Origin of the sequence: Thermoanaerobacterium sp. CMT5567-10 (assembly GCF_030534315.2) — a bacterium.
Lineage (GTDB): Bacteria > Bacillota > Thermoanaerobacteria > Thermoanaerobacterales > Thermoanaerobacteraceae > Thermoanaerobacterium.
The window spans coordinates 260622-283589 of record NZ_CP130558.2 but is presented as its reverse complement, the minus strand read 5'-3'; the positions used below and the strand labels follow the sequence as shown (position 1 = coordinate 283589).

The window sequence follows — 22968 nt, the reverse complement described above, 5'->3', positions numbered from 1 at the left end:
GAGATATCTCCCTTTTTCACATTAAAAAGCGAAGGGAGAATTTGTAAGTGAATAAGATCGGGCTTATCGGTGCTATGGAAGAAGAGATTGATATACTTAAACAATTTATCAGCAATATAGAGATTATAAATCGCGCAGACATGGTCTTTTATAAAGGAATTCTAAATAATGGATTAGATACAGTATTAGTCAGATCAGGTATAGGAAAGGTAAATGCAGCTATAGCAGCGCAAATATTGATATCTGAATTTAATGTTGACTGTATAATAAATACTGGTGTTGCTGGAGGGATAAAAAGCGGAATAAACGTAGGGGACATAGTCATATCATCTGATGCGATAGAACATGATTTTGACACGACAGCATTTGGCGATGAATTAGGAGTTATACCCCGTATGAAGACTAGCGTATTTAAAGCAGACAAAAATCTGATTGACATAGCGCTTAAAGCAGCCAATGACAATATAGATGGAAAGACTTATGTCGGAAGGATTGTATCAGGTGATAGATTTGTGTCATCGAAAGAGGAAGCAAGAAGGCTAGGACAGCAATTTAATGCATATGCGGTTGAGATGGAAGGTGCTGCAATTGCTCATACTGCGTATCTTAACGATATACCATTTGTTATAATAAGAAGCATTTCCGACAATGCGGATGGAAATGCTACAAGTGATTTTAATCTATTTGTCAAAAAAGCTTCTATAGTGTCCAGCAATATTGTAAAAGAAATGATAAACATGATTAAGGAGATATGAAGATGAATGTAGTAAATGTAAGTTTGCAAGTATTACCTGTTGTTGAAGAAGAAATGATTTATCCTGTTGTAGATAAAGTTATTGACTACATAAAGTCAACGGGTGTTAAGTATTTTGTAAGTCCCATGGAAACTACTATGGAGGGCGATATTGACATTCTTTTGAATATTGTAAAGAAAGCGCAAGACATATGTGTAAAGGAAGGCGCGAAAAGAGTTGTCTCTATTGTAAAAATAGATTATAAGCCAGATGGAGTAACAATAGATGAGAAGATGAATAAATATATATCAAAGTAAAATGAATTATTCTGAGCGATTGATTATTTGAATTTATTTAAGACAAAATAAAACCTATTGACATACAATTCAACACGTTATATAATTAAATTAATTTAAGTTGGTAAAGTCGATGAGCAGGAATAGTAAATATCGCTTTAAGTCAAAGCGAGCCTGGGATGGTGAGAGCCAGGCACTGACGGCGTTATTGAATGGGCCTGTGAGATGGTGTGTGAACTAAAAGTAGCATTACCCGGTGGTCTACCGTTAAAATGACAGGGTATCGAGAAATCTGTACCTGAAAGAGATATTTTGTACTTAGGTGGCATAGCGAAATTTAAGCATTTCGTCCTTAGTGGATGAGATGCTTTTTTTAAACCACATAAGTATGAAATAATTTGGGTGGCACCGCGGAGTCACTTCGTCCCATTGGATGGAGTGACTTTTTTATTACCAAATTTTATTGAGGAGGTGGGTATATGTTGAATTTAAGCAGAGAAGAATTTGCTGAGCTAAAGGATAAAAAAGTCGTTTTCCCAATTTATGTTGAGATAAATGGCGATGAATTGACACCTGTCAGTATTTTTTACAATTTAAAAGGGAAAAACAAATTTTTGCTTGAAAGTGCAGAGAGTGGAAAAGAGTGGGGAAGATACTCATTTATTGGTTCAGAGCCTTATTTAAAGATAAAAAGTCATGGCAACTTAATCGAAATTGAAAAGGAACAGTCCACAATAAAACATGGGAAGGTCCTTGACTATATAAAAGAAAATATCGAACAAGATTATGACAGAAACAGCCTTAAGCTGCCGTTTACAGGTGGTGCACTTGGTTATGCAGGGTATGATATTATAAGACAATATGAGAATTTGCCTAGTAAAAATATTGACGAAATAGGAATACCAGACGCGTATTTTATGTTTTATAAAGAATTTATTTGCTATGATCACTTTAAACATACGGTATCTGTCATTTACAATGTATTTTCAGATGATGATGAAACTTATGATTCAATAGAAAAAAAGCTAAATCTTATGATTGAAAATATAAAAAACAATGTAAAAAGTCATGAACTTCCTCCTAAATCTGATGTAGTTAGTGTGGAATCTAATTTTACCTTGGAGGAATTCTGCAATATTGTTGAAAAAGCAAAGGAATATATAAGGAATGGTGATATATTTCAGGTTGTTCCATCTCAAAGATTGAAGATTAAAACCAATTCAAATCCTTTTGATATATATAGACGATTAAGATCTACAAATCCGTCACCATATATGTTCTATATAGACTTTGAAGATTTTCAATTAATTGGTTCTTCACCGGAGAGCCTTGTGTCAGTGTTTGGCGATAAAGTCACTACGAATCCAATTGCTGGTACAAGAAGAAGAGGAAAATGTGAGGAAGAGGATTTAAAGCTAAAGGAAGAACTTTTAAATGATGAAAAGGAAAGAGCAGAACACGTTATGCTGGTGGATCTTGGGAGAAATGACATAGGTAAAGTCAGTGAGTTTGGCAGTGTAAAGCTGGATAGATTTATGGAGGTAGACTTTTATTCCCACGTCATGCATATTGTATCAAAAGTTTCAGGTATTTTAAAAAAAGGCCTTACGTCATTTGATGCACTTATTGCATGTTTGCCGGCAGGTACAGTTTCTGGAGCGCCTAAAATAAGGGCGATGGAAATAATCGACGAGCTTGAGAATATAAGCAGATCCTTTTATGCTGGAGCAGTTGGATATTTTTCATTCAATGGTAATATGGATATGTGCATAGCTATAAGGACACTGCTTTTAAAGAATGGTATGGCTTTTATTCAAGCAGGATGCGGCATTGTATATGATTCAAACCCTGAATCAGAATATTATGAAACTTTAAATAAAGCGATGGCACTGAAGGAGGTGCTATAATGCTACTGTTAATTGATAATTACGATTCATTTACCTACAACCTTTACCAATTTATAGGGGAAATTTATCCCGATATTAAAGTTTTGAGAAATGATCAGATAGAAGCATCTGACATAATTCCAATGAAACCTGATGGTATTGTTTTGTCACCTGGGCCTGGAAGACCAGAAAATGCTGGAATTTGCATTGATGTGATTAAAAAATTTGGCGATAAGATACCGATATTGGGAATTTGCCTTGGACATCAAGCGATAGGATATGCATATGGAGCAAAAATAATAAGGTCAAACATTATAATGCATGGAAAAACATCTACAGTAAGCCATTGTGGTCAAGGATTATTTAATGGCATAAAAAATCCTATTATTGCCATGAGATATCACTCGCTTATAATTGATAAAGATTCATTAACGGATGAGCTTGAAATAACTGCTGAGGCTGAAGACGGTACGATAATGGGAATTAAGCATAAGAAATTTCCAGTTTATGGACTGCAATTTCATCCTGAATCAATATTAACAGAAGAAGGTAAATCAATATTAAAAAATTATGTGGAGGGGATTTGCAATGTTAAAGGAAGCCATTGAAAAAATTGTTATGGGGGAGAATTTGACAGAACTAGAAGCAAAAAGTGCTATGGATTCAATCATGAAAGGTGAATCTGGCTCAGCTCTCATAGGAGGCTATCTAATTGGTCTTAGAATGAAAGGTGAAACAATTGATGAAATAACGGGCTCTGCTAAATCCATGATAGGAAATGCAGTAAGGCTACAGCTTGATTCTCCTTATACTATTGATACTTGCGGTACCGGCGGTGATGGTGGAAGGACGTTTAATATATCTACAGCAGTTGCAATAATTACTTCATCTGCAGGTGTAAAAATAGCAAAACATGGCAATAGAGCAGTATCCAGCAAAAGCGGAAGTGCTGATGTATTAAGTGAACTTGGAGTGAAAATTGATTTAGAACCGGAAATTACAAAAAAGTTTATTGATGATGTAGGTTTTGGATTCCTTTATGCTCCTAAATATCATTTAGCAATGAAGAATGTTGCACCAATAAGGAGAGAACTTGGTTTAAGAACGGTATTTAATATATTAGGGCCGTTGACAAATCCTGCTTCTGTTAAAGGGCAAGTCCTTGGAGTCTATGACAAGAAGTTGACACATGTACTTGCAGAAGTCTTATTAAAATTAGGATGTGAAAGAGCATTAGTTGTATATGGAAATGACGGGCTTGATGAGATAACTACTACGACAACTACAGCCGTTTCTGAGGTAAAAAACGGTACGGTTATAGATTATACGATAGATCCCCATGACTATGGCATTAACTTGTCTAAAGATATTGACATAAGCGGTGGCGATTCCAAAGAGAACGCAGAAATCATTTTAGATATTTTAAAAGGGGAAAAAGGACCTAAGAGAGATATTGTAGTATTAAATAGTGCAGCAGCGCTTTATGTCGGTAAAGCCGTTGACAATATAAAAGAAGGCGTATTATTGGCAGAGCATTTGATTGACTCAGGTGCTGCATTAGATAAATTAAATGAAATATTAAGCTATCAGAAGGTGTATTTACAATGATTCTAGATGACATTGTTTCAAAGAAAAGATCTCAATTGGAGTTAGAAAAGATCGAAAAACCATTAGAAGAAATATTAGACAAAATTAACGATGTGAAATTAAGGAATTTTAAAGAAGCTTTATGTAAATATCGCATATCCATTATAGGGGAAATAAAAAATGCTTCTCCATCGCGAGGCGTGATTATAAAAAATTTTGATTATAAGAAAATTGCAAAATTATACGAGGAAGCCGACATCGATGCAATCTCGGTTCTTACAGAGAAAAACTATTTCAAAGGTGATAATAGATTTATAAATGACGTAAAAAATATTACATCAAAACCGATACTCAGAAAAGATTTTATATTTGATGAGTATCAGATATATGAAAGTAAGCTTATAGGTGCAGATGCTGTTTTGTTGATAGTAGCTATTCTAGGTAGTAACCTCAGTAGATTTTACAATATAGCTAAAGAACTTGGTCTAGATGCTATTGTAGAAGTCCATGATGAATATGAACTTGATATCGCATTAAAGGCAGATGTTGAAATTTTAGGCATAAACAATAGAGATTTAAAGGATTTTCATGTTGATTTAAACACAACTGAAAGGTTAATTAAATACGTACCGAATGATATTGTAGTGGTATCAGAAAGTGGTATTAAATCTTCAGAAGATGTGAAGTATCTGCAATCGTTAGGAGTAAATGCTGTTTTAATTGGTGAGACTTTTATGAACATGATTGACAAAAATAAAGAAATTAAAGATTTTATAATGAGTTCAAAGGGTGTTTAATAATGGCACTGATAAAGATATGCGGAATAAGGCGCATGGAAGATGTAAAATACCTAAATATGCTAAAACCCGATTATGCAGGATTTGTATTTGCCGATAGCAAAAGGAAAGTAGATATAAAGACGGCGCATGATTTGATAGAAAATCTTGACAGAGACATAAAAAAGGTTGGAGTATTTGTCAATGAAGAAATTTCTGAAGTAAGATATATAGCAAATTTTCTCAAACTTGATGTTTTGCAATTTCACGGCGATGAAACTCAAGAATATATAGATAATTTTAAGGACTATCTTGTATGGAAGGCTATTCGAATTAGTGAAAAGAAGGATATTTCGAAAATAGAAAGTTATCATGTTGATGGCATACTTTTAGACAGCAAAATAGAAGGCTTTTATGGAGGCTCAGGAAAGAGTTTTGACTGGAATTTAATAAAAGATACAAATATGAATTGTACGTTTATATTAGCTGGTGGTATAAATGCAAATAATGTTTTGATGGCTATAAATATGTTAAAACCGGATATTGTGGATGTATCTAGTGGCGTTGAAATAAATGGTTTTAAAGACTATGATTTGATGAAAGAGATTATTTATAAAGTGAGGAGTGTACTATGATAGGGAGATTTGGTAAATTTGGTGGCCAATATGTACCGGAAACGATAATGAATGCATTAATTGAACTTGAAGACGAATTTTACAAAGCAATGAAAGATGAAAATTTCATTAACGAGTATAAATATTATTTAAAAGAATATTCTGGAAGGCCGACGCCTCTATATTATGCAGAGAATTTGTCAAAAAGACTAGGCGGCGCAAAAATTTATTTAAAAAGAGAAGATTTAAATCACACAGGGGCTCACAAGATAAACAATGTACTAGGGCAGATTCTATTAGCTAAAAGAATGGGTAAAAAGAAAGTTATAGCTGAGACTGGAGCAGGACAGCACGGTGTAGCGACTGCAACAGGTGCTGCAATGTTTGATATGGAATGTGAAATCTTTATGGGTGAAGAAGATATAAAGAGGCAATCATTAAATGTTTTTAGAATGAAATTGCTTGGCGCAAAAGTCACGCCGGTCAAAACCGGAACTGGGACTTTGAAAGATGCCGTAAACGAGGCAATACGCAATTGGGTTACAAACATTGATGATACATTTTACGTAATGGGATCTGTCGTGGGACCACATCCATATCCAACGATGGTAAGAGATTTTCAGAGAGTTATAGGCGATGAGGCAAGAGAACAAATCATTAGTAAAGAAAATAGGTTGCCTGATTATATTGTTGCATGTGTTGGCGGTGGCAGCAATTCTATGGGAATATTTTACCCTTTTATAAATGACTCATCAGTAAAACTTATAGGTGTTGAGGCAGCAGGTCTTGGGATAGAAACTGATAAACATGCTGCCACTATGGCAAAAGGAAGCATTGGTGTACTTCACGGAATGATGACGTATCTGCTGCAGGATGATGAGGGGCAGATAATGCCGGTTTATTCGATATCCGCAGGACTTGATTATCCTGGAGTTGGACCGGAGCACTCGTATTTAAAAGATAGCGGTAGAGCCCAATATGTTTATGCAACTGATGAAGAAGCATTATCAGCTTTTATGGATCTTTCACAAATAGAGGGAATTATACCGGCCCTTGAGAGTGCTCATGCTGTTGCTTATGCCATGAAACTAGCATCAAAATTAAGTAAAGATAATATTATTATTGTAAACTTGTCCGGAAGAGGCGACAAGGATGTAAATACAGTTGCCAATGTTTTGGGGGTGGAATTATGAGCGCATTAAATAATGAAATTAACGCAGTTGTCAGTATGAATAGAATAGACAAGAAATTTTACGAGTTAAAACAAAAAGGCCTTAAGGCTATGATTCCTTTTATTACTGCAGGTGATCCTAGTTTAGATGTAACCGTCGAATTAGTGTTTAAAATGGAAGAAGGAGGAGCTGATATCATTGAAATAGGGATTCCGTACTCTGATCCGCTGGCAGATGGACCAATAATACAAGCTTCATCTACAAGAGCATTAAAAAATGGTACAAAAATTGATAATATAATGAATGCTGTCAAAAAGATAAGACAAAAAAGTGAAATACCGCTTGTCTACCTTGTGTATTATAATTCAATCTTCAAATATGGCATTGAAAGATTTGTAAATGAAGCCAAAGAATCCGGAATAGACGGACTTATAATACCTGATTTGCCATTAGAAGAAAGAAAAGATATTAAAGAAATATCTGAAAAATATGGTATTTATCTAATACCATTAGTTGCACCAACTTCAAAAGAGAGGATTAAAAGTATTTGTGAAAGTGGAAAGGGTTTTGTGTATTGTGTCTCTACAAAAGGCGTTACAGGAATAAGAAATTCTATTGAAACAGATATTAAAGAATATATGAGAACTGTATCGGAATATACAAATATGCCTAAAGCCATAGGTTTTGGTATCTCTGGTCCTGATATGGCAAAAAGATTTGCACCGTACTGTGATGGAATAATAGTTGGTAGTGCAATTGTAAAAATGATAAATGATTCAAGAAGTAAAGAAGATATATATGATAATGTGAAAAAATTTATATTTTCCATCAAAGAAGCTATATGAAATGAGGCATTATGCCTCTTTCTTTTTTGCCATGTTAAAAAAGCATTGATTAAAATAATAAATGAGTTATAATAAAGATAAGAAATATTAAAAGAAAATAATTATCGAAGGAGGAAATTAAATGATAGAATTGGAAAAAGAGGCTCCTGACTTTACACTCAAATCAAGTGACGGCTATGATGTATCATTAAGTGATTTTAAAGGCAAAAAAGTAGTTTTATATTTTTATCCGAAAGATAACACACTTGGTTGTACAAAAGAAGCTTGTCAATTTAGAGATAATATAAATACAGTTAAAAATAAAGACGCAGTTATTTTAGGTGTAAGCTTGGATGATATAATATCTCATAAAAAATTTATTGAAAAATTTAACTTGCCATTTATACTTTTAAGCGATCCTGATGCTAAAGTTTCAACAGAATATGGTGTTTATAAAGAGAAGAATATGTATGGGAAGAAAAAAATGGGAATAGAAAGATCCACGTTTATAATAGACAAAAAAGGAATTGTAAAAAAGATATTTCGAAAAGTAAAAGTAGATGGTCATGTAGATGAAATATTAGAAGTACTTGACAATATTGATTAAAGTGCGTTTAAAACGCACTTTAAAAATTTAACATTGGTAAGCTAAATGCTGCTATCAATGCCACTATCATAACGATAACGATTGTGAGTGCAATATATCTATGCCAAGTTCTATTATAAAAAGGATTAAAAAAGTCTTTATTTCTTTTCTTTTTCATATAATTCGCCTCATTTTTATAAATACTAAACTTCATAACTTATATAATTATATTGATTAATACATCTTTCTATTACATAATTTAATCATATTCCATCAGAAAAAACAATAAATTATTAATAAACTTTGTATAAAAAAGAGAAAATAGATTATAGGAGGAATTGGGCTTGGATAATAAATTATTGGTTGAGATAAAAAAACAAATTGACAAAATGTCAGAGATGATGGAAAAAATGAAGATAGCTGACTATGTTGAATTGATGCAGAGCCCTTATAGACTCCTATGGCTTAATTTTGTAGGCGGACTTGCGCGGGGCTTTGGTATGGCGATTGGCTTTACACTTCTCGGAGCTATAGTGATTTATATATTGCAGAGAGCTGTTTTATTAAATTTGCCTGTCATTGGGAACATTATTGCCCATATAATAAAAATTGTTCAGCAAAATTTGTGATAGAAGGGTATGTGATACAATGGATGATGAAAAATTAGAGCATTTCAGGAAAAAGCTTATTGAAGAAAAAAACAATATATTGCATACGTTAAATGAAATGGATGATAACGATGGTACGGGCAGGATGGCAGAAAGGGAATATTATCAAGAATTATCATTGGCAGACAATCATCCAGCAGACATTGGATCGGAAGTTTATGAAATAGAGAAAAACTATGCATTAAAAGACAATGAACAGCATGTGTTAAGGCAAATTGATGATGCACTTTTAAGAATGGTAAAAGGACAATACGGCATATGCAATCATTGCCATAAAGAAATAGAATTAGATAGACTGGAAGCATTACCATATACACCCTTATGTGCAGATTGTGCAAAAAACAATGATTTAAAATTAAGTGATCTTAGATTTTCAAGACCAAACGAAGAAAGAACAAAAAAGTATCCTTTTGGATGGGGCTACATGGATTCAAAAGATGAAAATCAATTCGATGCGGAGGATTCATATCAAGCCGTGGCGAGATATAATAAAACTAAAGCAGGTCTTGATAATTATGATGACGACTACGATGATTATAATTCTGGATATGTTGAAGAAGTAGAAAAAATAAGCAATGAAGATTATAAAAAGACTATAGAATAGGAGTTATTATTGTTGTGGATGTATGTCACAAAATAAAACCATGAGATTTCGAAAAAAAAGTCATATATCAAATGCATCAGTAAAAAATAATTTAAAAATTGAAACCATAGTTTCAGACCAAGTATGATATTAGGTGAAAAACAAAATCCATATAGTAGGTTTGAAACTATGGCTACAATATTTGGTGTAAATCCATACAGACTAAGAAGAAGAACTGAGACAGAACTTAATTGAAATACAAAGGCAAAAGGATGAGTTGAAGAAAAGTGGGGAACGCTACAAACTGGTAGTTGAAGGAGCAAGCGATGGACTATGGGATTGGGATATGGTAACAGATACGGCATACATATCCGAGAGATGGAAGGATATCATTGGTTTTGATAAGGAAGTAGTGAATAACTATTGTAAAACATGGACTAAATTTATTCATCCAAGAGATGTCAAAACAGTTATCAATAATTTACATAGGCATTTCGAGAAAAAGTCACCATTTTATTCATGCGAATATAGGGTAAAAACAAAGGATGGTAAGTATATATGGATTTTAAGTAGAGGAAAGGCATTATGGGATGAAAACGGTAGAGCTATAAGAATGGCAGGGTCGCACACGGATATTACTGAACGGAAGCGAATGGAGAGCAAGTTAAAGTACATGGCATTTTATGACACTTTAACCAACCTGCCACGTCGTGATGTTTTTATGGACAAACTCAAAGTTGCCATGGCAGAGTGACGAAATTCAAGGTTATTATTTCAGCAAGCCTTTGCCTCCAGACGAGGCTATTCGAATTATTAAGAGGAGCCAATAAGAAAAAGGTTTAAAGGGGAAGGGTAAAAGAACAATTAGTGAAAGAGCTGTTGTCTTATGGTGATGATTTAAGTCCTGCATTTATGATTTCAGAGCAGATAAATAAGATTTGAACAAATTAAGTCGGATTTATTCTGGCTTAATTTTTTTTGTTATACAACTATTTGATTTTGAATTGACAAAATAAATAAATTTATTTAGAATATTTTTGTCAAACTGATTTTCAGCATTTGCCTGCAATTCAATAAGGGCATCTTCAAAACTTAGCTTTTTTCTATAAGATCGGGTACTTGTCATTGCGTCAAAGGCATCGCATATCGAAAGTAATTTACTCAAATCATTAATTTTATTACCTTTCAAGCCATCAGGATATCCTTTGCCATCAACTCTTTCATGGTGTTGTTTAATGATTTCAGCTTCGACATTTTTTCCAACAATGTATTTAGTAATAATGTATCCATAATACGAGTGCATTTTAATAATGGCGTACTCTTCGTGTGTCAGTTTTTTGTTTTTGGCCAGAATTTTTTTGGGAATCAAAAGTTTTCCAATATCATGGAGCAAAGCGGAATATTTCAAAATCTTTATTTGAGTAAAGGCATAGTTATTGTACTCTGCGAAACTAACGGCAAGCCTCATAACACGTATACAGTGGGCTGCAGTATATGTGTCTTTGAGATTTAGCAATAAATGTAGCAATAAAATAATACTTAATTGAACTATGTGTAAAATATTGTAAAATATTTTTACTATGCAGCTTGAAAGTAGAAATTTTTTGTATTTGGAGTTAAAGCATTTGCTTTTTTTATGTTTGTATTTTTTCATCAATTTAACTCCCTTGCATTATGTTTTCTATGTAATCTGGCGATGTGGAACCATGCTCGACTTTTTTTATGTTATCATTTATGTTAAGCGTCGTATTATCATAATAATGCACAGCGCTAATTTTGCCATTTTTATCTAATACCTTACAATATGTGGCAATACCAGATGGAGAACCGACAATTCCCATTTTTATGTTTTTGCCTGCAATCAATATTCCACCTCTAACTAGACTCGACGGTTGCTGGAATACAATAGCGTTTCTGGCAATCAACCTGGTTTGATAACATCCTTGACCTTTTACGAGAATATTGCCATTAGCTTGAATTAAAGAGTTTTGGGAATAGTGAAAAATAATATTTGCCTGTTTATCATATATGTTTTTCATTTCAGCGATAAAGTTGTTTACATCTTCTTCGACTGTATGTATTTGATCAATATTATTAATAAGATCTGTATTTATATGTAAGAGAAGTGTTTGAATCTTATTTAAAATTAAAGTTACTTTTTTGACATCCTCATCTGCCAAGATTGCAGATAAATTCTTAATATCGTCAATGTGTCTCTTTAATTTTTCACTTCTACTATTTATAATTTGTATTAATTGGTTGCTTATTTGCGAATACTTGGCTGGCTTTACAGCACTAAATTTATCATATAATTCTTTTAATATAGCATGTATCTGTTCCATTTTAGGCAAAATACCTAAGTAATTGATTACACTTATTCCTGCTCGTACTGTACTTCCAATTATATTACCGTAAACTTCAATATTGTAGTTGGCAGTAATATTTGCATGATTTACATTACCGTAGATAATAATATTTCCTTTTGATTCAACTTGCATATTGTTCATAATATTTCCTTTAATAACTATATCTCCGTCAAAATAGACATTCCCTGTTTTTACATCAACGTCATGCGGTATGGTTAAGACAGGCACAACACTTACAATTCCATTTCTCAATATAGGTCTTCCAGAAGCAATGGCGACAATTTTTGTATTGTTTTCCAGTAAAACAGTTCCGCTACCGGCTTTAAGTGGTAAATCTTTGCCTTGATGTGCCTTAATGATTTCGCCTGTTACTGATTCGCCATCAGTGCCTGGCATAGCAGGCATAGTTTTTATAGCCAATACTTCACCAATGTTTACAGTAGGTATTATGGTATGGTTTAATAAATCAACTTTTTCGTTTGTTTCAAAAGCTGGATTATGGTAATTACTGTTGTGGAATAAGTATTTTATTTTGCTGTTTAACCCATGCACAGGTGCTATTCCTTCTGCTACAACGGAACTACCGCCGACAGGGGAATTTACAAGGTCATAGATAGCCTGAATATTAATAAATTTCATTTTTACATTTGCTTTTATAAGCTCTGATATACACTGTTCAACTGTAACATTAGGAGCAGGAATTTCTTCATATTCTGAGCGGATATATATCGAGTTTTCAGATTGAGTATCTTTGATAAAATACTTTCTACCTGCTTTTTTTTCTACAGTTAAGATTGCCTTGAGCTTGTCACTTGATATATCAACCTTGATCACGGTAGAAGGAGCGATGCTTTTAGCTTTTAAATCTATGCGGTCTTTTTCTGTAACAATAGCAATGCCAGATGTTCTTTTACCGTTAATGTATACTTCAATGTTCGGATCATCGGCTATAATTGAAGCATATTTTCCTTCAGGTGAAGGATCTGTTACTTGTATTTTGCCTGATAATATCTGTACTTTGCCATCTTCTTTTTTTTCAATTTCTTCTTCTTGAATTTCAGGCTCTATATATTCAATGCGAAATTCTCCCGGTTTATTTATCAACCCCCAAAACCTGCGATATGGTTTTTTTATGGTTTGTATTTTTAAATTTTTTTCATCACATTTATAAAAGTTTTTTGCCTTTGTTATAGCTTCTTCAATATCAAAAGCAGTAAACAACATTATATAGCCCCCCAAAAAAATTTAATGTACATAATATAAAATTCCTCTTTAAAGCATTTTACTTGTCTGAATAAATGTAACAATATACATGAATTGTTACTTTTTAAGATATAGTAAAATTTATTTCCCCTCTATTGATATAATACGACAAAAAAACAAAAATTCCTTCAAAACCATAAGTCTTTTAAATCTAATTTCAAAATGCTTTTAATAAAAAAACTCCCCTAACAACAATATTATAAGTTAGGGGTAGTTCAATTTCATAACTGAACAGTTGAATACAATTCGTCTTTTTGGTCTTGATTTATACCAATATAGCGAAGCGTTATGCTTTGGGAACTGTGGTTAAAAGTATCCATTATTAAACCAATATTGTATTTTGACATTTGATATGTCCAATATCCCCATGTTTTTCTTAAACTATGTGTACCAAAATTTTCTATGCCAATGATATTTGCTGCTTCTTTTAAAACACGATACACCTGGACACGGCTAAGATGCCCGCCTTTCTGGCTAAAGAAAAGATAGCTGTCATCTGAAAGATTCTGACTGCTAACATATGAAATAATAGCCTTACGCAATGTCGTATTTAATTTAATCTTTTTTTCCTTACTTGTTTTCTTTTCTTTTAAAACAAGATATTCACGAAATTGCCCATTACTATTAAAAATATCTTTCACTCTTAAAGAGATAATGTCACTAATTCTTAAACCTGTATTTATACCAAATTTAAAAAGTAGAGCATACTTAGGGTTATATCCATTAAGATACTGGTACATCTGTTTAATTTTATTTTTGTCTCTAATAGGTTCAACTGTCATTATAGCACTCCCTTATGTAGCATTTTCATTAATATTTTAAAAAATGATACATAGAAATTCAAGTGTATTTTTATCCAATGGAGTATATTTTTATCTTTGAAAGCCAGAAATTAGACGTCTTTTAATCTAATAGAAGTAACAATTCATGTATATTGTTACATCAAATTTAAATTATTCTTTTCAATGTGTTTTTATGGATGCTTAATTCCAATCTGTATTTTTCAGGACTAACATTATACGCAAATTGAATGAAGAATGATATATCACCCAAAATTAGTGTATCGGGCTTTATGTGATATTTATAGGATAAAAGTGCTCTCAAGGTATGTGATAAGCATACAAATCTAAGTAGTAGTTTGAAAATAGACATTTTTGGATAGATGAATATTATATAAACACTGCCAGATTCAGTATTGCAACAATAAAAAAATAATAGAGTATTTTTTTATGCGTTGGCCGGTAACACAGGTTTATGCATCAGATCAAACTACACTCATTACGGATGGTAATGATTTAAAGGGGATATTTAATGTCTAATATTATCACAAGAATTATTGACTTTACATATTATGTATAGGATCTTAAAGATCTGACTTTATATCTAACTCGAAAGGGGGAGCCAGAATGCCTAAGGATACAGGTAGATCTTGCTTTGGTGGAAGCTGGATATGGATAATATTTATAATAATCATAATATTTTTATTCATACCAGGATTTATAGTTGAAGAGCCCGAAGCCTGAAAATTGAATTGATTTAGTATTTTAAAAGGAGGATTATTATGGCTGGTACAAGTTCGGTATTTGGCCAAAGCAATTTGCTGTTCTTTTTCTTAATACTCGTTGTTTTGATGGGCGGCGGATGGTTTGGTGGAGGATCATGGTCAATGGAAACATTGCTGTTCTTCTTCGTATTACTCGTAATTGTTATGGACGGTGGAATGGGATTATTCTTAAATCAAGTCAAATAACAAAAATGGTCCTATCTTATGATAGGACTATTTATATTATTTACATAGCTTTTTTTCTTTGTCATTTTAAAGGTAATAATGGATGTCAAATTTGACTTTGAGGATTTACTATTCTTTTTCGTTTTTCTAATTGTTTTACAGCAAGATAAACCGCGTAAAGAAGCAAGGCGCTTTTTATGGTCATTAGCGACGATGAAATTTGAGTAACACTATTAAGCATATTACGTATAATGTATTAGGCCAATAAGGCCAGGAGTAAAAGGAGGATTTTTGAATGGGTACTGATTTAAAAGCTGAGGGTTTTGGAGGTTTTGGCGGATGGTGGATTTGGATAATAATAATAATAATTATATTTTGCTTTTGCCGTAGACCTTGCGATCCTTAATGATTAATAGCAAAGTAGATGTGGTAGTCTATGATATTAAAGACTACCACTTTTTTTGGTAGACATATATAATTATAATACATATTTAGAATAATCGATAGTTTGAAATATAATTTTAGCCCGGCAGTAGAACCGGGCTTTCAGTATGCTAATTTGGATTTGACATTGAAATTAATAATGTTTCTTTTGCTCAGAAATAGGATCCTCGATTAAGGTAGCAAAAATGAATTTATGGTAGTGTTCATCATCAACAGTAGTCTTTCCTTCCACAAAGTGCACGTGTCTTTTATCATCGACTTCAATAGCAGGGCCAGTTATAACGCCTATCTCATGATGATGATCCTCATAGAAGTCAGTGCTGACTAATATTGCATGAACATGACTATCACCATGTGGTATAACTTGACTGGTGACACCTGCAAAGCGGTGATTGTGTTCTTCTTTTTTTTCTTTGTCTCTATATTTTTCTTTTTTGTCTTCTTCAGCTAATTTTGTGCTACCTAAAAATTCATGGTTATGAGTTTGACATTCGTCTTTTTTATTATTGTAATCAAAATAACTTTTAATTTCCTCGATTGATAATTCCATATAAATCAACCTCCAATAATAAATTTTTTGGCCAATAATATTATATGTTTAAGCAGAAAATAAGTGCAAAAAATCAAATGTTATCCTGATGAGTATAGTTATAAACTGATGTCCAGAAGGGCTTTTTATGTGGCAATAATGCGATGAGGTAATGTGACGAGAAAAAATTATGGTCTGTAATAATACATCTTAAACTTTAGGATTCGTTTTCGCAGGTTCTTAAAAAGGCTCTTAAAGAGAAATTAGGAACTAGAGAATATAAACCATAAGAGCTTTAAAATGAGTGCATATTGTTTTATCATGGGAAAATTTTCACGACATAAATAAAAATCAAGTATTCTTTTGTGAGTACTTGATTTTTTTAAGTATTATAATCGATTTCTTGCTTAATTTTGTCCCTAAAGTGTCATCAATTATATATTCAATGCCTATTTACTATATTTATCCAGCTATGAAATACGTTATTTTAGGCATAAAAATGGCAGGGGAGACAAGAATCGAACTCGCAACCTACGGTTTTGGAGACCGCCGCTCTACCAATTGAGCTACTCCCCTGCGACGAAAATTATTATAGCATACTATTTTTTTGTAGTCAATAATATATTTTGACTTATGTAGTTATTTCTGTATAAAAGTTGATTCAAAAAAGTGTGCAAAATATAAAAATAATTCACAACATGCACGAATTTTAAGTTAAATTCTTTTATTACGATTTGTCCAATGATATAATATTAATGGTAATTAAAATGCAAAGGAGAGTTAAAGTATGAACACAATTGATGAATTAACAATTAATACTATACGTATACTTTCAATTGAACAAGTACAAAAAGCAAACTCTGGCCATCCAGGTATGCCTATGGGATCTGCACCAATGGCGTATACGTTGTGGGCAAAGTATCTAAAGCATAGCCCTAAAAATCCAAAATGGGCGGGAAGAGATAGATTTATATTGTCTGCTGGACATGGATCTGCACTTTTATATTCTTTATTGCATCTATTTGGGTATGGACTTACTATAGAAGACCTTAAAAATTTTAGGCAATGGCAAAGCATGACACCTGGGCACCCGGAATATGGACATACTCCAGGTGTTGAAATAACTACAGGGCCTTTGGGACAAGGTATTTCTAATGCTGTAGGTATGGCAATAGCTGAAACGTATATGGCAAACAAATTCAATCGTCCAGGCTATAGCATTGTAGATAATTATACATATGCCATTGTAGGTGATGGATGTCTTATGGAGGGCATCTCATCTGAAGCTTGCTCATTAGCCGGGACATTAAAGCTTGGCAAGTTAATTGCTTTATATGATTCCAATAATATATCTATTGAAGGTGGCACAGACATAGCATTTACAGAAAATGTTGGCAAAAGGTTTGAGGCTTATGGCTGGCAGGTACTAAAAGTAGAAGACGGCAATAATGTGGATGAAATAGGAAAAGCTATAGAAGAAGCTAAAGCTGATAAAGAAAGACCATCTCTTATTATAGTAAAGACTACGATTGGATATGGATGTCCAGAAAAACAAGGGAAAGCTTCTGCACATGGAGAACCTCTTGGAGAGAAAAATGTAGAAGAAACAAAGAAGTTTTTAGGATGGAATTACGATAAGGAGTTCTACGTTCCTGACGAAGTCCGTAAATACATGGACGAAGTTATAAGTAAATTAAATGAAGAAGAAGACAAATGGAATGCGATGTTTGAAAATTATAGAAAAGAGTATCCAGAATTGGCTGATGAGTGGGACAGGTGGCATAGTGAGAAATTACCTGTTGATTTGATAAATGACGAAGGGCTTTGGAGTTTCAAATTAAAGACTGCAACAAGATCATCATCCGGAGAAATTTTAAACTATTTAGTAAAATTGGTTCCAAATCTCATTGGGGGTTCGGCCGATCTTGCGCCATCCACTAAAACATATACAAAAGATAGAGGTGACTATAGCAGCGAAAACAGAGGTGGCTCAAACTTCCATTTTGGAGTTAGAGAACATGCTATGGGAGCAATTGCAAACGGCATAGCCGCTTATGGTGGACTAATACCTTATGTATCAACGTTCCTTGTTTTCAGCGATTATATGAAAGGTGCTGTAAGGTTATCAGCATTGATGAAGCTTCCTGTAATTTACGTATATACACACGACAGCATAGGAGTTGGGGAAGACGGTCCTACACATGAACCGATTGAGCATTTGCCAATGCTAAGAAGCATTCCGAATCTAACTGTAATAAGGCCTGCAGATTCGAAGGAAGTATCTGCCGCATGGTGTTATGCTTTAAACAAAAAAGATGGTCCGACTGCATTAATACTAACAAGACAAAATTTACCAGTCTATGAAGAAACATCAAAAGAAGCATTAAAGGGCGGATACATTTTATGTGATGCTGATGGCGGCAATCCAGACATAATTTTAATGGCAAGCGGCTCTGAAGTTAATTTGGTTTATGAAGCTTGCAAACAATTAAAAGAAAAAGGTATAAAAGCAAGAGTAGTTAGCATGCCTTCAATGGAAATATTTGATCAACAACCAGAAGAATACAAAAAGATGGTGCTTCCAGATAACGTAAGAGCCAGAATTGCAGTTGAAGCTGCAAGTACCATGAGCTGGTATAAATATGTAGGGCTTGATGGATGTGTGATTGGACTTGATCACTTTGGCGCATCAGCACCTGGCGATATACTTTTCAAAGAATTTGGATTTACTGTTGAAAATGTTGTTAATAAGGCATTAGAGTTATTGAAGAAAAAGTAGAATAAGAGTGCCGATAAGGCACTCTTATTTAGAAGGAATCTCTAGAATAATGTCGAATATGTATTAACTAAATGGATTTATAATAACGTTTTTAATATTAGGAAAGGGATGATATTAATGAGTGTGAGTTTAAAAAAGGTTTCATACTCAGGTTGGAATGACTGTATTGAAGTTTCTAATGGTTTAGTAAATTTTATAGCCACAACAGAGATAGGGCCTAGAATAATAAGATTTGGTTTTGTGGGGCAAGCCAATGAGTTTAGCATCAACGATGAAGATGCTGGCAAAAAGGGTGAAAATATCTGGAGAAATTATGGAGGACATAGGCTGTGGCACAGTCCAGAAGCTATGCCTAGAACTTATACGCTTGACAACTTTCCGATAAAATACGAAGAAATAGAAAATGGTATTAAACTTATTCAAGAACCTAAAGATTATGCAAATATACAAAAAGAGATAGAGATTACTTTAGATCTAAATAATCCTATTGCAAGAGTTAAACATACATTGATAAACAAGGGTGCATGGGCGGTAGAGCTTTCGCCATGGGCTATATCCGTCATGGCAACAGGTGGCCTTCAAGTTGTGGAACAGCCTGATAAAGATACAGGTCTTTTGCCAAATAGAGCTTTGGTATTGTGGCCGTATTCGCATATGAAAGATCACAGAATACACTTTGGTGACAAATACATAATTTTTGAACAGGATCCAAATACAAAAGAGCCATTTAAGTTTGGCATACAGAATGAGAAGGGATGGGCAGCATATTTCAATCATGAGCACCTATTTATAAAGAAATTCAAACATGATGAAAACGCAGTATATCCGGATTACAATGCTTCTTACGAGACATATACTACAGATTGGATGATGGAAATGGAGTCATTAGGTCCTATGGTTAAATTAAACCCAGGTGATTCTACAATCCATATAGAAGAATGGTTATTATACGACAATGTAAAAAGACCTTCCATAGATGAAAACGAAATAGAAGAATTGCTATCTAAGTATGTAAAATAATTTATTGATAAGATTATATATAAATTAGGGCTTAATTTTCAAAGCCCTAATTTTAAGCTTTTACTTAGGAGGATAAAATTTGGAAATTATTATTGTATTTATTTCTATTATAATTGATCAAATGTCAAAATATTATGTTGTAAAGTATTTAAAACCTATTGGCAGTTTTCCTGTAATAAATAATATATTTCATTTTACGTATGTTGAAAATAGAGGTGCTGCTTTTGGAATTTTGCAAAATAGGACTTTGTTTTTTATTATAATAACTGTTATTGTAGGAACAATATTAATGTATTCAATTGTGAAAATACCTGGAAGTACTTTTTACAAATTTACGCTTTCAATGATACTTGGCGGAGCTATAGGAAATCTGATTGATCGTGTTAGGCTTGGATATGTTGTTGATTTTATTGATTTTAAATTTTTTCCTGCAGTATTTAATTTGGCCGATTCTATGATAGTTGTCGGGGCATTTTTACTATGTTATGTATTGATATTTAAAAATGAAAATTAAAAATTTATGGACAGATATGGGCGAAAGGATTGTTATGGATGAATATTGCTGATAAAATAAATATAATCGCAGAAAAAGATGATGTAGACATGAGAATAGATTCTTTCTTGGCTTCTGAATTGGATTATACGAGATCATATTTAAAGAAATTAATACTGAATGGGCTTGTAAAAGTCAATGGTTCATCCATAAAACCAAATTATAAACTAAAAGAAGGAGATTCAGTTGATGTAAATATACCTGAAGCGGAGAAAATAGATTTAATGCCTGAAAATATTCCTCTTGACATTATTTACGAGGATGATGATATTATTGTGATAAATAAGCCTCAGGGAATGGTTGTACATCCTGCTCCTGGTAATTACAGCGGCACACTTGTAAATGCGCTTCTTTACCATTGCAAAAACTTATCAGGCATCAATGGTGAGCTAAGACCGGGAATTGTTCACAGACTTGATAAAGACACTTCAGGCGTAATGGTTGTTGCTAAAAATGACAAGGCTCATTTAGATCTCTCAAATCAAATAAAAGAAAGGACTATTTTAAAAAAATACATTGCAATCGTTGAAGGTGTCATAAAGGATGATGAAGGAAGCATAGAGGTACCTATTGGAAGAGATCACGCTGAAAGAAAGAAAATGGCTGTGACAGAAGATGGCAGGTATGCCCTTACGTTATATAAGGTTCTTGAGAGGTATAAAAATAATTCGCTTATTGAAGCTACAATAAAAACAGGCAGGACACATCAAATTAGAGTTCATATGTCTTATATTGGACACCCTATTGTAGGTGATGAAGTGTATGGCTACAAAAAACAAAGATTTAATCTTTTAGGACAAGCGCTTCATTCTAAGCTTTTAGGCTTAGTGCATCCATCTAAAAAAATTTATATGGAATTTGAAGCTCCAATACCAGAGTATTTTGAGAGATTAATAAATATTTTGAAAAGCAAGCAATAGTTTATTTTAGTAGTGTGATCTTAACCAATTTATAATGTTGATATTATCTTGACACGTCAGCATATTAAAGTTATAATATCAAATAAACAGTTTGATACGATGATGCGATGAGTAGGAGAGTAGTAAAAGCACATATATAAGGGAGAAGATACCGCGACTGAGAGTATCTTTATATCACTGCTTTTATGAAAGACACCTATTAGCATATTGGTCGATATGTAGGCCATATACGTAAACCTGCGTTAAAGGAAAGAGTTGTAATCAGGGTGGCACCACGGGAAGGTCTCTCGTCCCTGCAATTTATTTGCGGGATTGAGAGATTTTATTTTTCTATAAATAAAATCAATCTATTCACGAAGGAATTTTATAAGGAGTTGGTTTAATGCTTACAAAAGCACCAAGAGGAACAAAAGATGTATTGCCTTCAGAAGTCTATAAATGGCATTATGTAGAGAATATCATTAGAGAAATATGTGACAATTTTGGATTTAGGGAAATTAGAACGCCTGGATTTGAGCATACAGAATTGTTTTTAAGAGGCGTTGGTGAATCAACTGACATTGTCAGAAAAGAAATGTACACTTTTAATGATAAGGGCGGAAGAAGTATTACTTTGAAGCCTGAAGGGACATCTCCTGCTGTCAGAGCATTTGTAGAGCACAATCTCTATGCAGAAGCGATGCCAGTTAAACTTTACTACATAACACCAGTCTATAGATATGAAAGACCTCAGTCAGGTAGGCTTAGAGAACACCATCAATTTGGGATTGAGATGTTTGGTGCACACGATGCATCTGCTGATGCTGAAGTAATCAGTGTTGCTATGACACTTTTTAAAAGATTGGGGCTTAAAAATTTAGAACTCAACATCAATAGCATTGGATGTCCTAATTGCAGAAAAGAATATAACAAAGCATTGAAAGAATTTTTAGGTGAGAATATTGAAAATTTATGCGATGATTGCAAAGAAAGATATAAGATAAATCCGATGAGAGTTCTTGATTGTAAAGTTGAGAGCTGCAAGAGAATATTGAAAGATGCGCCTTTAATGCTTAACTATCTTTGTGATGATTGTAAAGAGCACTTTGAAAATCTTCAATCTTATTTAAAAGAGGCCGGGTTTAAATTTGTTATTAATCCTAAGATAGTTAGAGGTCTTGACTATTATACAAAGACAGCCTTTGAAATAATTTCAAATGATATAGGTGCACAAGGTACCGTTTGTGGTGGAGGAAGATATGATGGCCTAGTGGAAGAATGCGGTGGTCCATCTATACCAGGTGTAGGATTTGGCATGGGCATCGAAAGGTTATTGCTGACATTGGAAAATAGCGGCATTGAGATACCATTGCCAAAGAGAACTGATCTTTTCATTTGTACTGTAAGCAATGATGCAAAGAAGTATGCTTTCTCTATGGCCCTTAAACTTAGAAATTTGGGAATTTCTGTAGAAATTGATAATATAGGTAGGAGTCTTAAAGCACAGATGAAATACGCTAACAAATTAAATGTCAGATATACAATAATTTTAGGTGAAGATGAACTTAAAAATAAGGTGGTAAGACTAAAAAATATGGACAATGGTGAGGAAATTGAAATTGGTATAGATGATGTCTATGAAAAAATAATATTATAATTG

Annotated in this window: 23 protein-coding genes, 1 tRNA gene, 1 pseudogene and 2 other annotated features; of the genes and pseudogenes, 19 read left to right on the top strand and 6 right to left on the bottom strand. The window is 33.2% G+C overall.

Annotation, left to right across the window (positions count from 1 at the left end; all coding sequences use genetic code 11):
* The first annotated feature begins 47 nt into the window (after positions 1-47).
* The 10 genes from Q2T46_RS01565 to bcp all read left to right on the top strand — a co-directional run bounded on the left by Q2T46_RS01565 (position 48) and on the right by bcp (position 8496).
* Positions 48-755, top strand: coding sequence for a 5'-methylthioadenosine/adenosylhomocysteine nucleosidase (locus tag Q2T46_RS01565; RefSeq protein WP_303264554.1), 708 nt, complete (start codon positions 48-50; stop codon positions 753-755).
* A 2-nt stretch (positions 756-757) separates the two neighbouring features.
* Positions 758-1051 carry a thiamine-binding protein gene (locus tag Q2T46_RS01560; RefSeq protein ID WP_253667002.1) on the top strand — a complete coding sequence of 98 codons (294 nt, stop codon included), beginning with the start codon at positions 758-760 and terminating at the stop codon, positions 1049-1051.
* 103 nt (positions 1052-1154) lie between these two features.
* Positions 1155-1462 (top strand) — a binding site (T-box leader).
* Between the two features lie 47 nt (positions 1463-1509).
* Complete coding sequence (gene trpE, locus Q2T46_RS01555; protein ID WP_303264555.1) at positions 1510-2937, top strand: anthranilate synthase component I; 1428 nt, start codon at positions 1510-1512, stop codon at positions 2935-2937.
* Positions 2937-3524 (top strand): aminodeoxychorismate/anthranilate synthase component II, encoded by a 588-nt coding sequence (locus tag Q2T46_RS01550; protein WP_303264556.1) that lies wholly within the window; start codon positions 2937-2939, stop codon positions 3522-3524. Before trpE ends, Q2T46_RS01550 begins: the two co-directional genes overlap by 1 nt.
* Positions 3505-4524, top strand: coding sequence for an anthranilate phosphoribosyltransferase (gene trpD / locus Q2T46_RS01545; protein WP_303264557.1), 1020 nt, complete (start codon positions 3505-3507; stop codon positions 4522-4524). Before Q2T46_RS01550 ends, trpD begins: the two co-directional genes overlap by 20 nt.
* Positions 4521-5300 (top strand): indole-3-glycerol phosphate synthase TrpC, encoded by a 780-nt coding sequence (gene trpC, locus Q2T46_RS01540; protein ID WP_303264558.1) that lies wholly within the window; start codon positions 4521-4523, stop codon positions 5298-5300. Before trpD ends, trpC begins: the two co-directional genes overlap by 4 nt.
* Positions 5301-5302: 2 nt before the next feature.
* Entirely contained in the window at positions 5303-5914 is a 612-nt protein-coding gene (locus Q2T46_RS01535) for a phosphoribosylanthranilate isomerase (protein WP_303264559.1), read from the top strand.
* Positions 5911-7086 carry a tryptophan synthase subunit beta gene (trpB, locus tag Q2T46_RS01530; RefSeq protein WP_303264560.1) on the top strand — a complete coding sequence of 392 codons (1176 nt, stop codon included), beginning with the start codon at positions 5911-5913 and terminating at the stop codon, positions 7084-7086. Before Q2T46_RS01535 ends, trpB begins: the two co-directional genes overlap by 4 nt.
* 35 nt (positions 7087-7121) lie before the next feature.
* A complete protein-coding gene (gene trpA, locus Q2T46_RS01525; RefSeq protein WP_303265720.1) occupies positions 7122-7910 on the top strand; it encodes a tryptophan synthase subunit alpha in 789 nt (262 codons plus the stop codon).
* Positions 7911-8031: 121 nt separating this feature from the next.
* Entirely contained in the window at positions 8032-8496 is a 465-nt protein-coding gene (gene bcp, locus Q2T46_RS01520; RefSeq protein WP_303264561.1) for a thioredoxin-dependent thiol peroxidase, read from the top strand.
* 19 nt (positions 8497-8515) lie between these two features.
* Here the strand turns inward: bcp and Q2T46_RS01515 are convergent, their stop codons facing one another.
* Positions 8516-8653: a hypothetical protein gene (locus Q2T46_RS01515; protein WP_164906145.1), complete on the bottom strand. Its 138-nt coding sequence runs from the start codon at positions 8651-8653 to the stop codon at positions 8516-8518.
* A 211-nt stretch (positions 8654-8864) separates the two neighbouring features.
* On the opposite strand from Q2T46_RS01515, the gene Q2T46_RS01510 reads away from it, so the two are divergent.
* From Q2T46_RS01510 to Q2T46_RS01500, 3 genes and pseudogenes are all read left to right on the top strand, one after another.
* Positions 8865-9104, top strand: a complete 240-nt coding sequence (locus tag Q2T46_RS01510) for a DUF5665 domain-containing protein (protein WP_311062396.1) — start codon at positions 8865-8867, stop codon at positions 9102-9104.
* Between the two features lie 19 nt (positions 9105-9123).
* Positions 9124-9747: a TraR/DksA C4-type zinc finger protein gene (locus tag Q2T46_RS01505; RefSeq protein ID WP_303264562.1), complete on the top strand. Its 624-nt coding sequence runs from the start codon at positions 9124-9126 to the stop codon at positions 9745-9747.
* A 205-nt stretch (positions 9748-9952) separates the two neighbouring features.
* A pseudogene (locus Q2T46_RS01500) lies at positions 9953-10477 on the top strand (PAS domain-containing protein); the annotation flags it as partial.
* Positions 10478-10684: 207 nt separating this feature from the next.
* Here the strand turns inward: Q2T46_RS01500 and Q2T46_RS01495 are convergent.
* The 3 genes from Q2T46_RS01495 to Q2T46_RS01485 form a co-directional block, all read right to left on the bottom strand.
* A complete protein-coding gene (locus Q2T46_RS01495; RefSeq protein ID WP_303264563.1) occupies positions 10685-11380 on the bottom strand; it encodes an HD-GYP domain-containing protein in 696 nt (231 codons plus the stop codon).
* Positions 11381-11384: 4 nt separating this feature from the next.
* Complete coding sequence (locus Q2T46_RS01490; RefSeq protein ID WP_303264564.1) at positions 11385-13316, bottom strand: DUF342 domain-containing protein; 1932 nt, start codon at positions 13314-13316, stop codon at positions 11385-11387.
* 260 nt (positions 13317-13576) lie between these two features.
* A complete protein-coding gene (locus tag Q2T46_RS01485) occupies positions 13577-14137 on the bottom strand; it encodes a tyrosine-type recombinase/integrase (protein WP_015311486.1) in 561 nt (186 codons plus the stop codon).
* 779 nt (positions 14138-14916) lie between these two features.
* On the opposite strand from Q2T46_RS01485, the gene Q2T46_RS01480 reads away from it, so the two are divergent.
* Positions 14917-15105, top strand: coding sequence for a hypothetical protein (locus tag Q2T46_RS01480; RefSeq protein WP_013297723.1), 189 nt, complete (start codon positions 14917-14919; stop codon positions 15103-15105).
* Between the two features lie 556 nt (positions 15106-15661).
* Here Q2T46_RS01480 and Q2T46_RS01475 read toward each other — a convergent pair.
* A complete protein-coding gene (locus tag Q2T46_RS01475) occupies positions 15662-16078 on the bottom strand; it encodes a YmaF family protein (protein WP_094046365.1) in 417 nt (138 codons plus the stop codon).
* Between the two features lie 479 nt (positions 16079-16557).
* Positions 16558-16633: transfer RNA gene (locus Q2T46_RS01470), tRNA-Trp, on the bottom strand.
* A gap of 211 nt (positions 16634-16844) precedes the next feature.
* Between Q2T46_RS01470 and tkt the strand changes: the two genes are divergently transcribed.
* The 5 genes from tkt to hisS all read left to right on the top strand — a co-directional run bounded on the left by tkt (position 16845) and on the right by hisS (position 22965).
* Entirely contained in the window at positions 16845-18836 is a 1992-nt protein-coding gene (gene tkt, locus Q2T46_RS01465; RefSeq protein ID WP_303264565.1) for a transketolase, read from the top strand.
* 117 nt (positions 18837-18953) lie between these two features.
* Positions 18954-19856, top strand: a complete 903-nt coding sequence (locus Q2T46_RS01460; protein ID WP_303264566.1) for a hypothetical protein — start codon at positions 18954-18956, stop codon at positions 19854-19856.
* A gap of 79 nt (positions 19857-19935) precedes the next feature.
* Positions 19936-20370: a signal peptidase II gene (gene lspA, locus Q2T46_RS01455; protein WP_303264567.1), complete on the top strand. Its 435-nt coding sequence runs from the start codon at positions 19936-19938 to the stop codon at positions 20368-20370.
* A 38-nt stretch (positions 20371-20408) separates the two neighbouring features.
* A complete protein-coding gene (locus tag Q2T46_RS01450) occupies positions 20409-21329 on the top strand; it encodes an RluA family pseudouridine synthase (protein WP_303264568.1) in 921 nt (306 codons plus the stop codon).
* 98 nt (positions 21330-21427) lie between these two features.
* Positions 21428-21627, top strand: a binding site (T-box leader).
* Between the two features lie 84 nt (positions 21628-21711).
* Positions 21712-22965 (top strand): histidine--tRNA ligase, encoded by a 1254-nt coding sequence (gene hisS / locus Q2T46_RS01445; RefSeq protein WP_303264569.1) that lies wholly within the window; start codon positions 21712-21714, stop codon positions 22963-22965.
* The last annotated feature ends 3 nt before the right edge of the window (positions 22966-22968 follow it).

What these genes read in the sequence shown, in the direction of transcription:
- Q2T46_RS01535 (WP_303264559.1), top strand. Translation starts at nt 5,303, where the DNA reads ATGGCACTGATAAAGATATGCGGAATAAGGCGCATGGAAGATGTAAAA.
- Q2T46_RS01480 (WP_013297723.1), top strand. Translation starts at nt 14,917, where the DNA reads ATGGCTGGTACAAGTTCGGTATTTGGCCAAAGCAATTTGCTGTTCTTT.
- Q2T46_RS01485 (WP_015311486.1), bottom strand. Translation starts at nt 14,137, where the DNA reads ATGACAGTTGAACCTATTAGAGACAAAAATAAAATTAAACAGATGTAC.
- Q2T46_RS01550 (WP_303264556.1), top strand. Translation starts at nt 2,937, where the DNA reads ATGCTACTGTTAATTGATAATTACGATTCATTTACCTACAACCTTTAC.
- trpB (WP_303264560.1), top strand. Translation starts at nt 5,911, where the DNA reads ATGATAGGGAGATTTGGTAAATTTGGTGGCCAATATGTACCGGAAACG.
- trpD (WP_303264557.1), top strand. Translation starts at nt 3,505, where the DNA reads ATGTTAAAGGAAGCCATTGAAAAAATTGTTATGGGGGAGAATTTGACA.
- Q2T46_RS01505 (WP_303264562.1), top strand. Translation starts at nt 9,124, where the DNA reads ATGGATGATGAAAAATTAGAGCATTTCAGGAAAAAGCTTATTGAAGAA.
- tkt (WP_303264565.1), top strand. Translation starts at nt 16,845, where the DNA reads ATGAACACAATTGATGAATTAACAATTAATACTATACGTATACTTTCA.
- Q2T46_RS01515 (WP_164906145.1), bottom strand. Translation starts at nt 8,653, where the DNA reads ATGAAAAAGAAAAGAAATAAAGACTTTTTTAATCCTTTTTATAATAGA.
- trpC (WP_303264558.1), top strand. Translation starts at nt 4,521, where the DNA reads ATGATTCTAGATGACATTGTTTCAAAGAAAAGATCTCAATTGGAGTTA.
- trpA (WP_303265720.1), top strand. Translation starts at nt 7,122, where the DNA reads ATGAATAGAATAGACAAGAAATTTTACGAGTTAAAACAAAAAGGCCTT.
- Q2T46_RS01460 (WP_303264566.1), top strand. Translation starts at nt 18,954, where the DNA reads ATGAGTGTGAGTTTAAAAAAGGTTTCATACTCAGGTTGGAATGACTGT.
- Q2T46_RS01450 (WP_303264568.1), top strand. Translation starts at nt 20,409, where the DNA reads ATGAATATTGCTGATAAAATAAATATAATCGCAGAAAAAGATGATGTA.
- Q2T46_RS01490 (WP_303264564.1), bottom strand. Translation starts at nt 13,316, where the DNA reads ATGTTGTTTACTGCTTTTGATATTGAAGAAGCTATAACAAAGGCAAAA.
- trpE (WP_303264555.1), top strand. Translation starts at nt 1,510, where the DNA reads ATGTTGAATTTAAGCAGAGAAGAATTTGCTGAGCTAAAGGATAAAAAA.
- Q2T46_RS01510 (WP_311062396.1), top strand. Translation starts at nt 8,865, where the DNA reads ATGTCAGAGATGATGGAAAAAATGAAGATAGCTGACTATGTTGAATTG.
- hisS (WP_303264569.1), top strand. Translation starts at nt 21,712, where the DNA reads ATGCTTACAAAAGCACCAAGAGGAACAAAAGATGTATTGCCTTCAGAA.
- bcp (WP_303264561.1), top strand. Translation starts at nt 8,032, where the DNA reads ATGATAGAATTGGAAAAAGAGGCTCCTGACTTTACACTCAAATCAAGT.
- Q2T46_RS01560 (WP_253667002.1), top strand. Translation starts at nt 758, where the DNA reads ATGAATGTAGTAAATGTAAGTTTGCAAGTATTACCTGTTGTTGAAGAA.
- Q2T46_RS01495 (WP_303264563.1), bottom strand. Translation starts at nt 11,380, where the DNA reads ATGAAAAAATACAAACATAAAAAAAGCAAATGCTTTAACTCCAAATAC.
- Q2T46_RS01475 (WP_094046365.1), bottom strand. Translation starts at nt 16,078, where the DNA reads ATGGAATTATCAATCGAGGAAATTAAAAGTTATTTTGATTACAATAAT.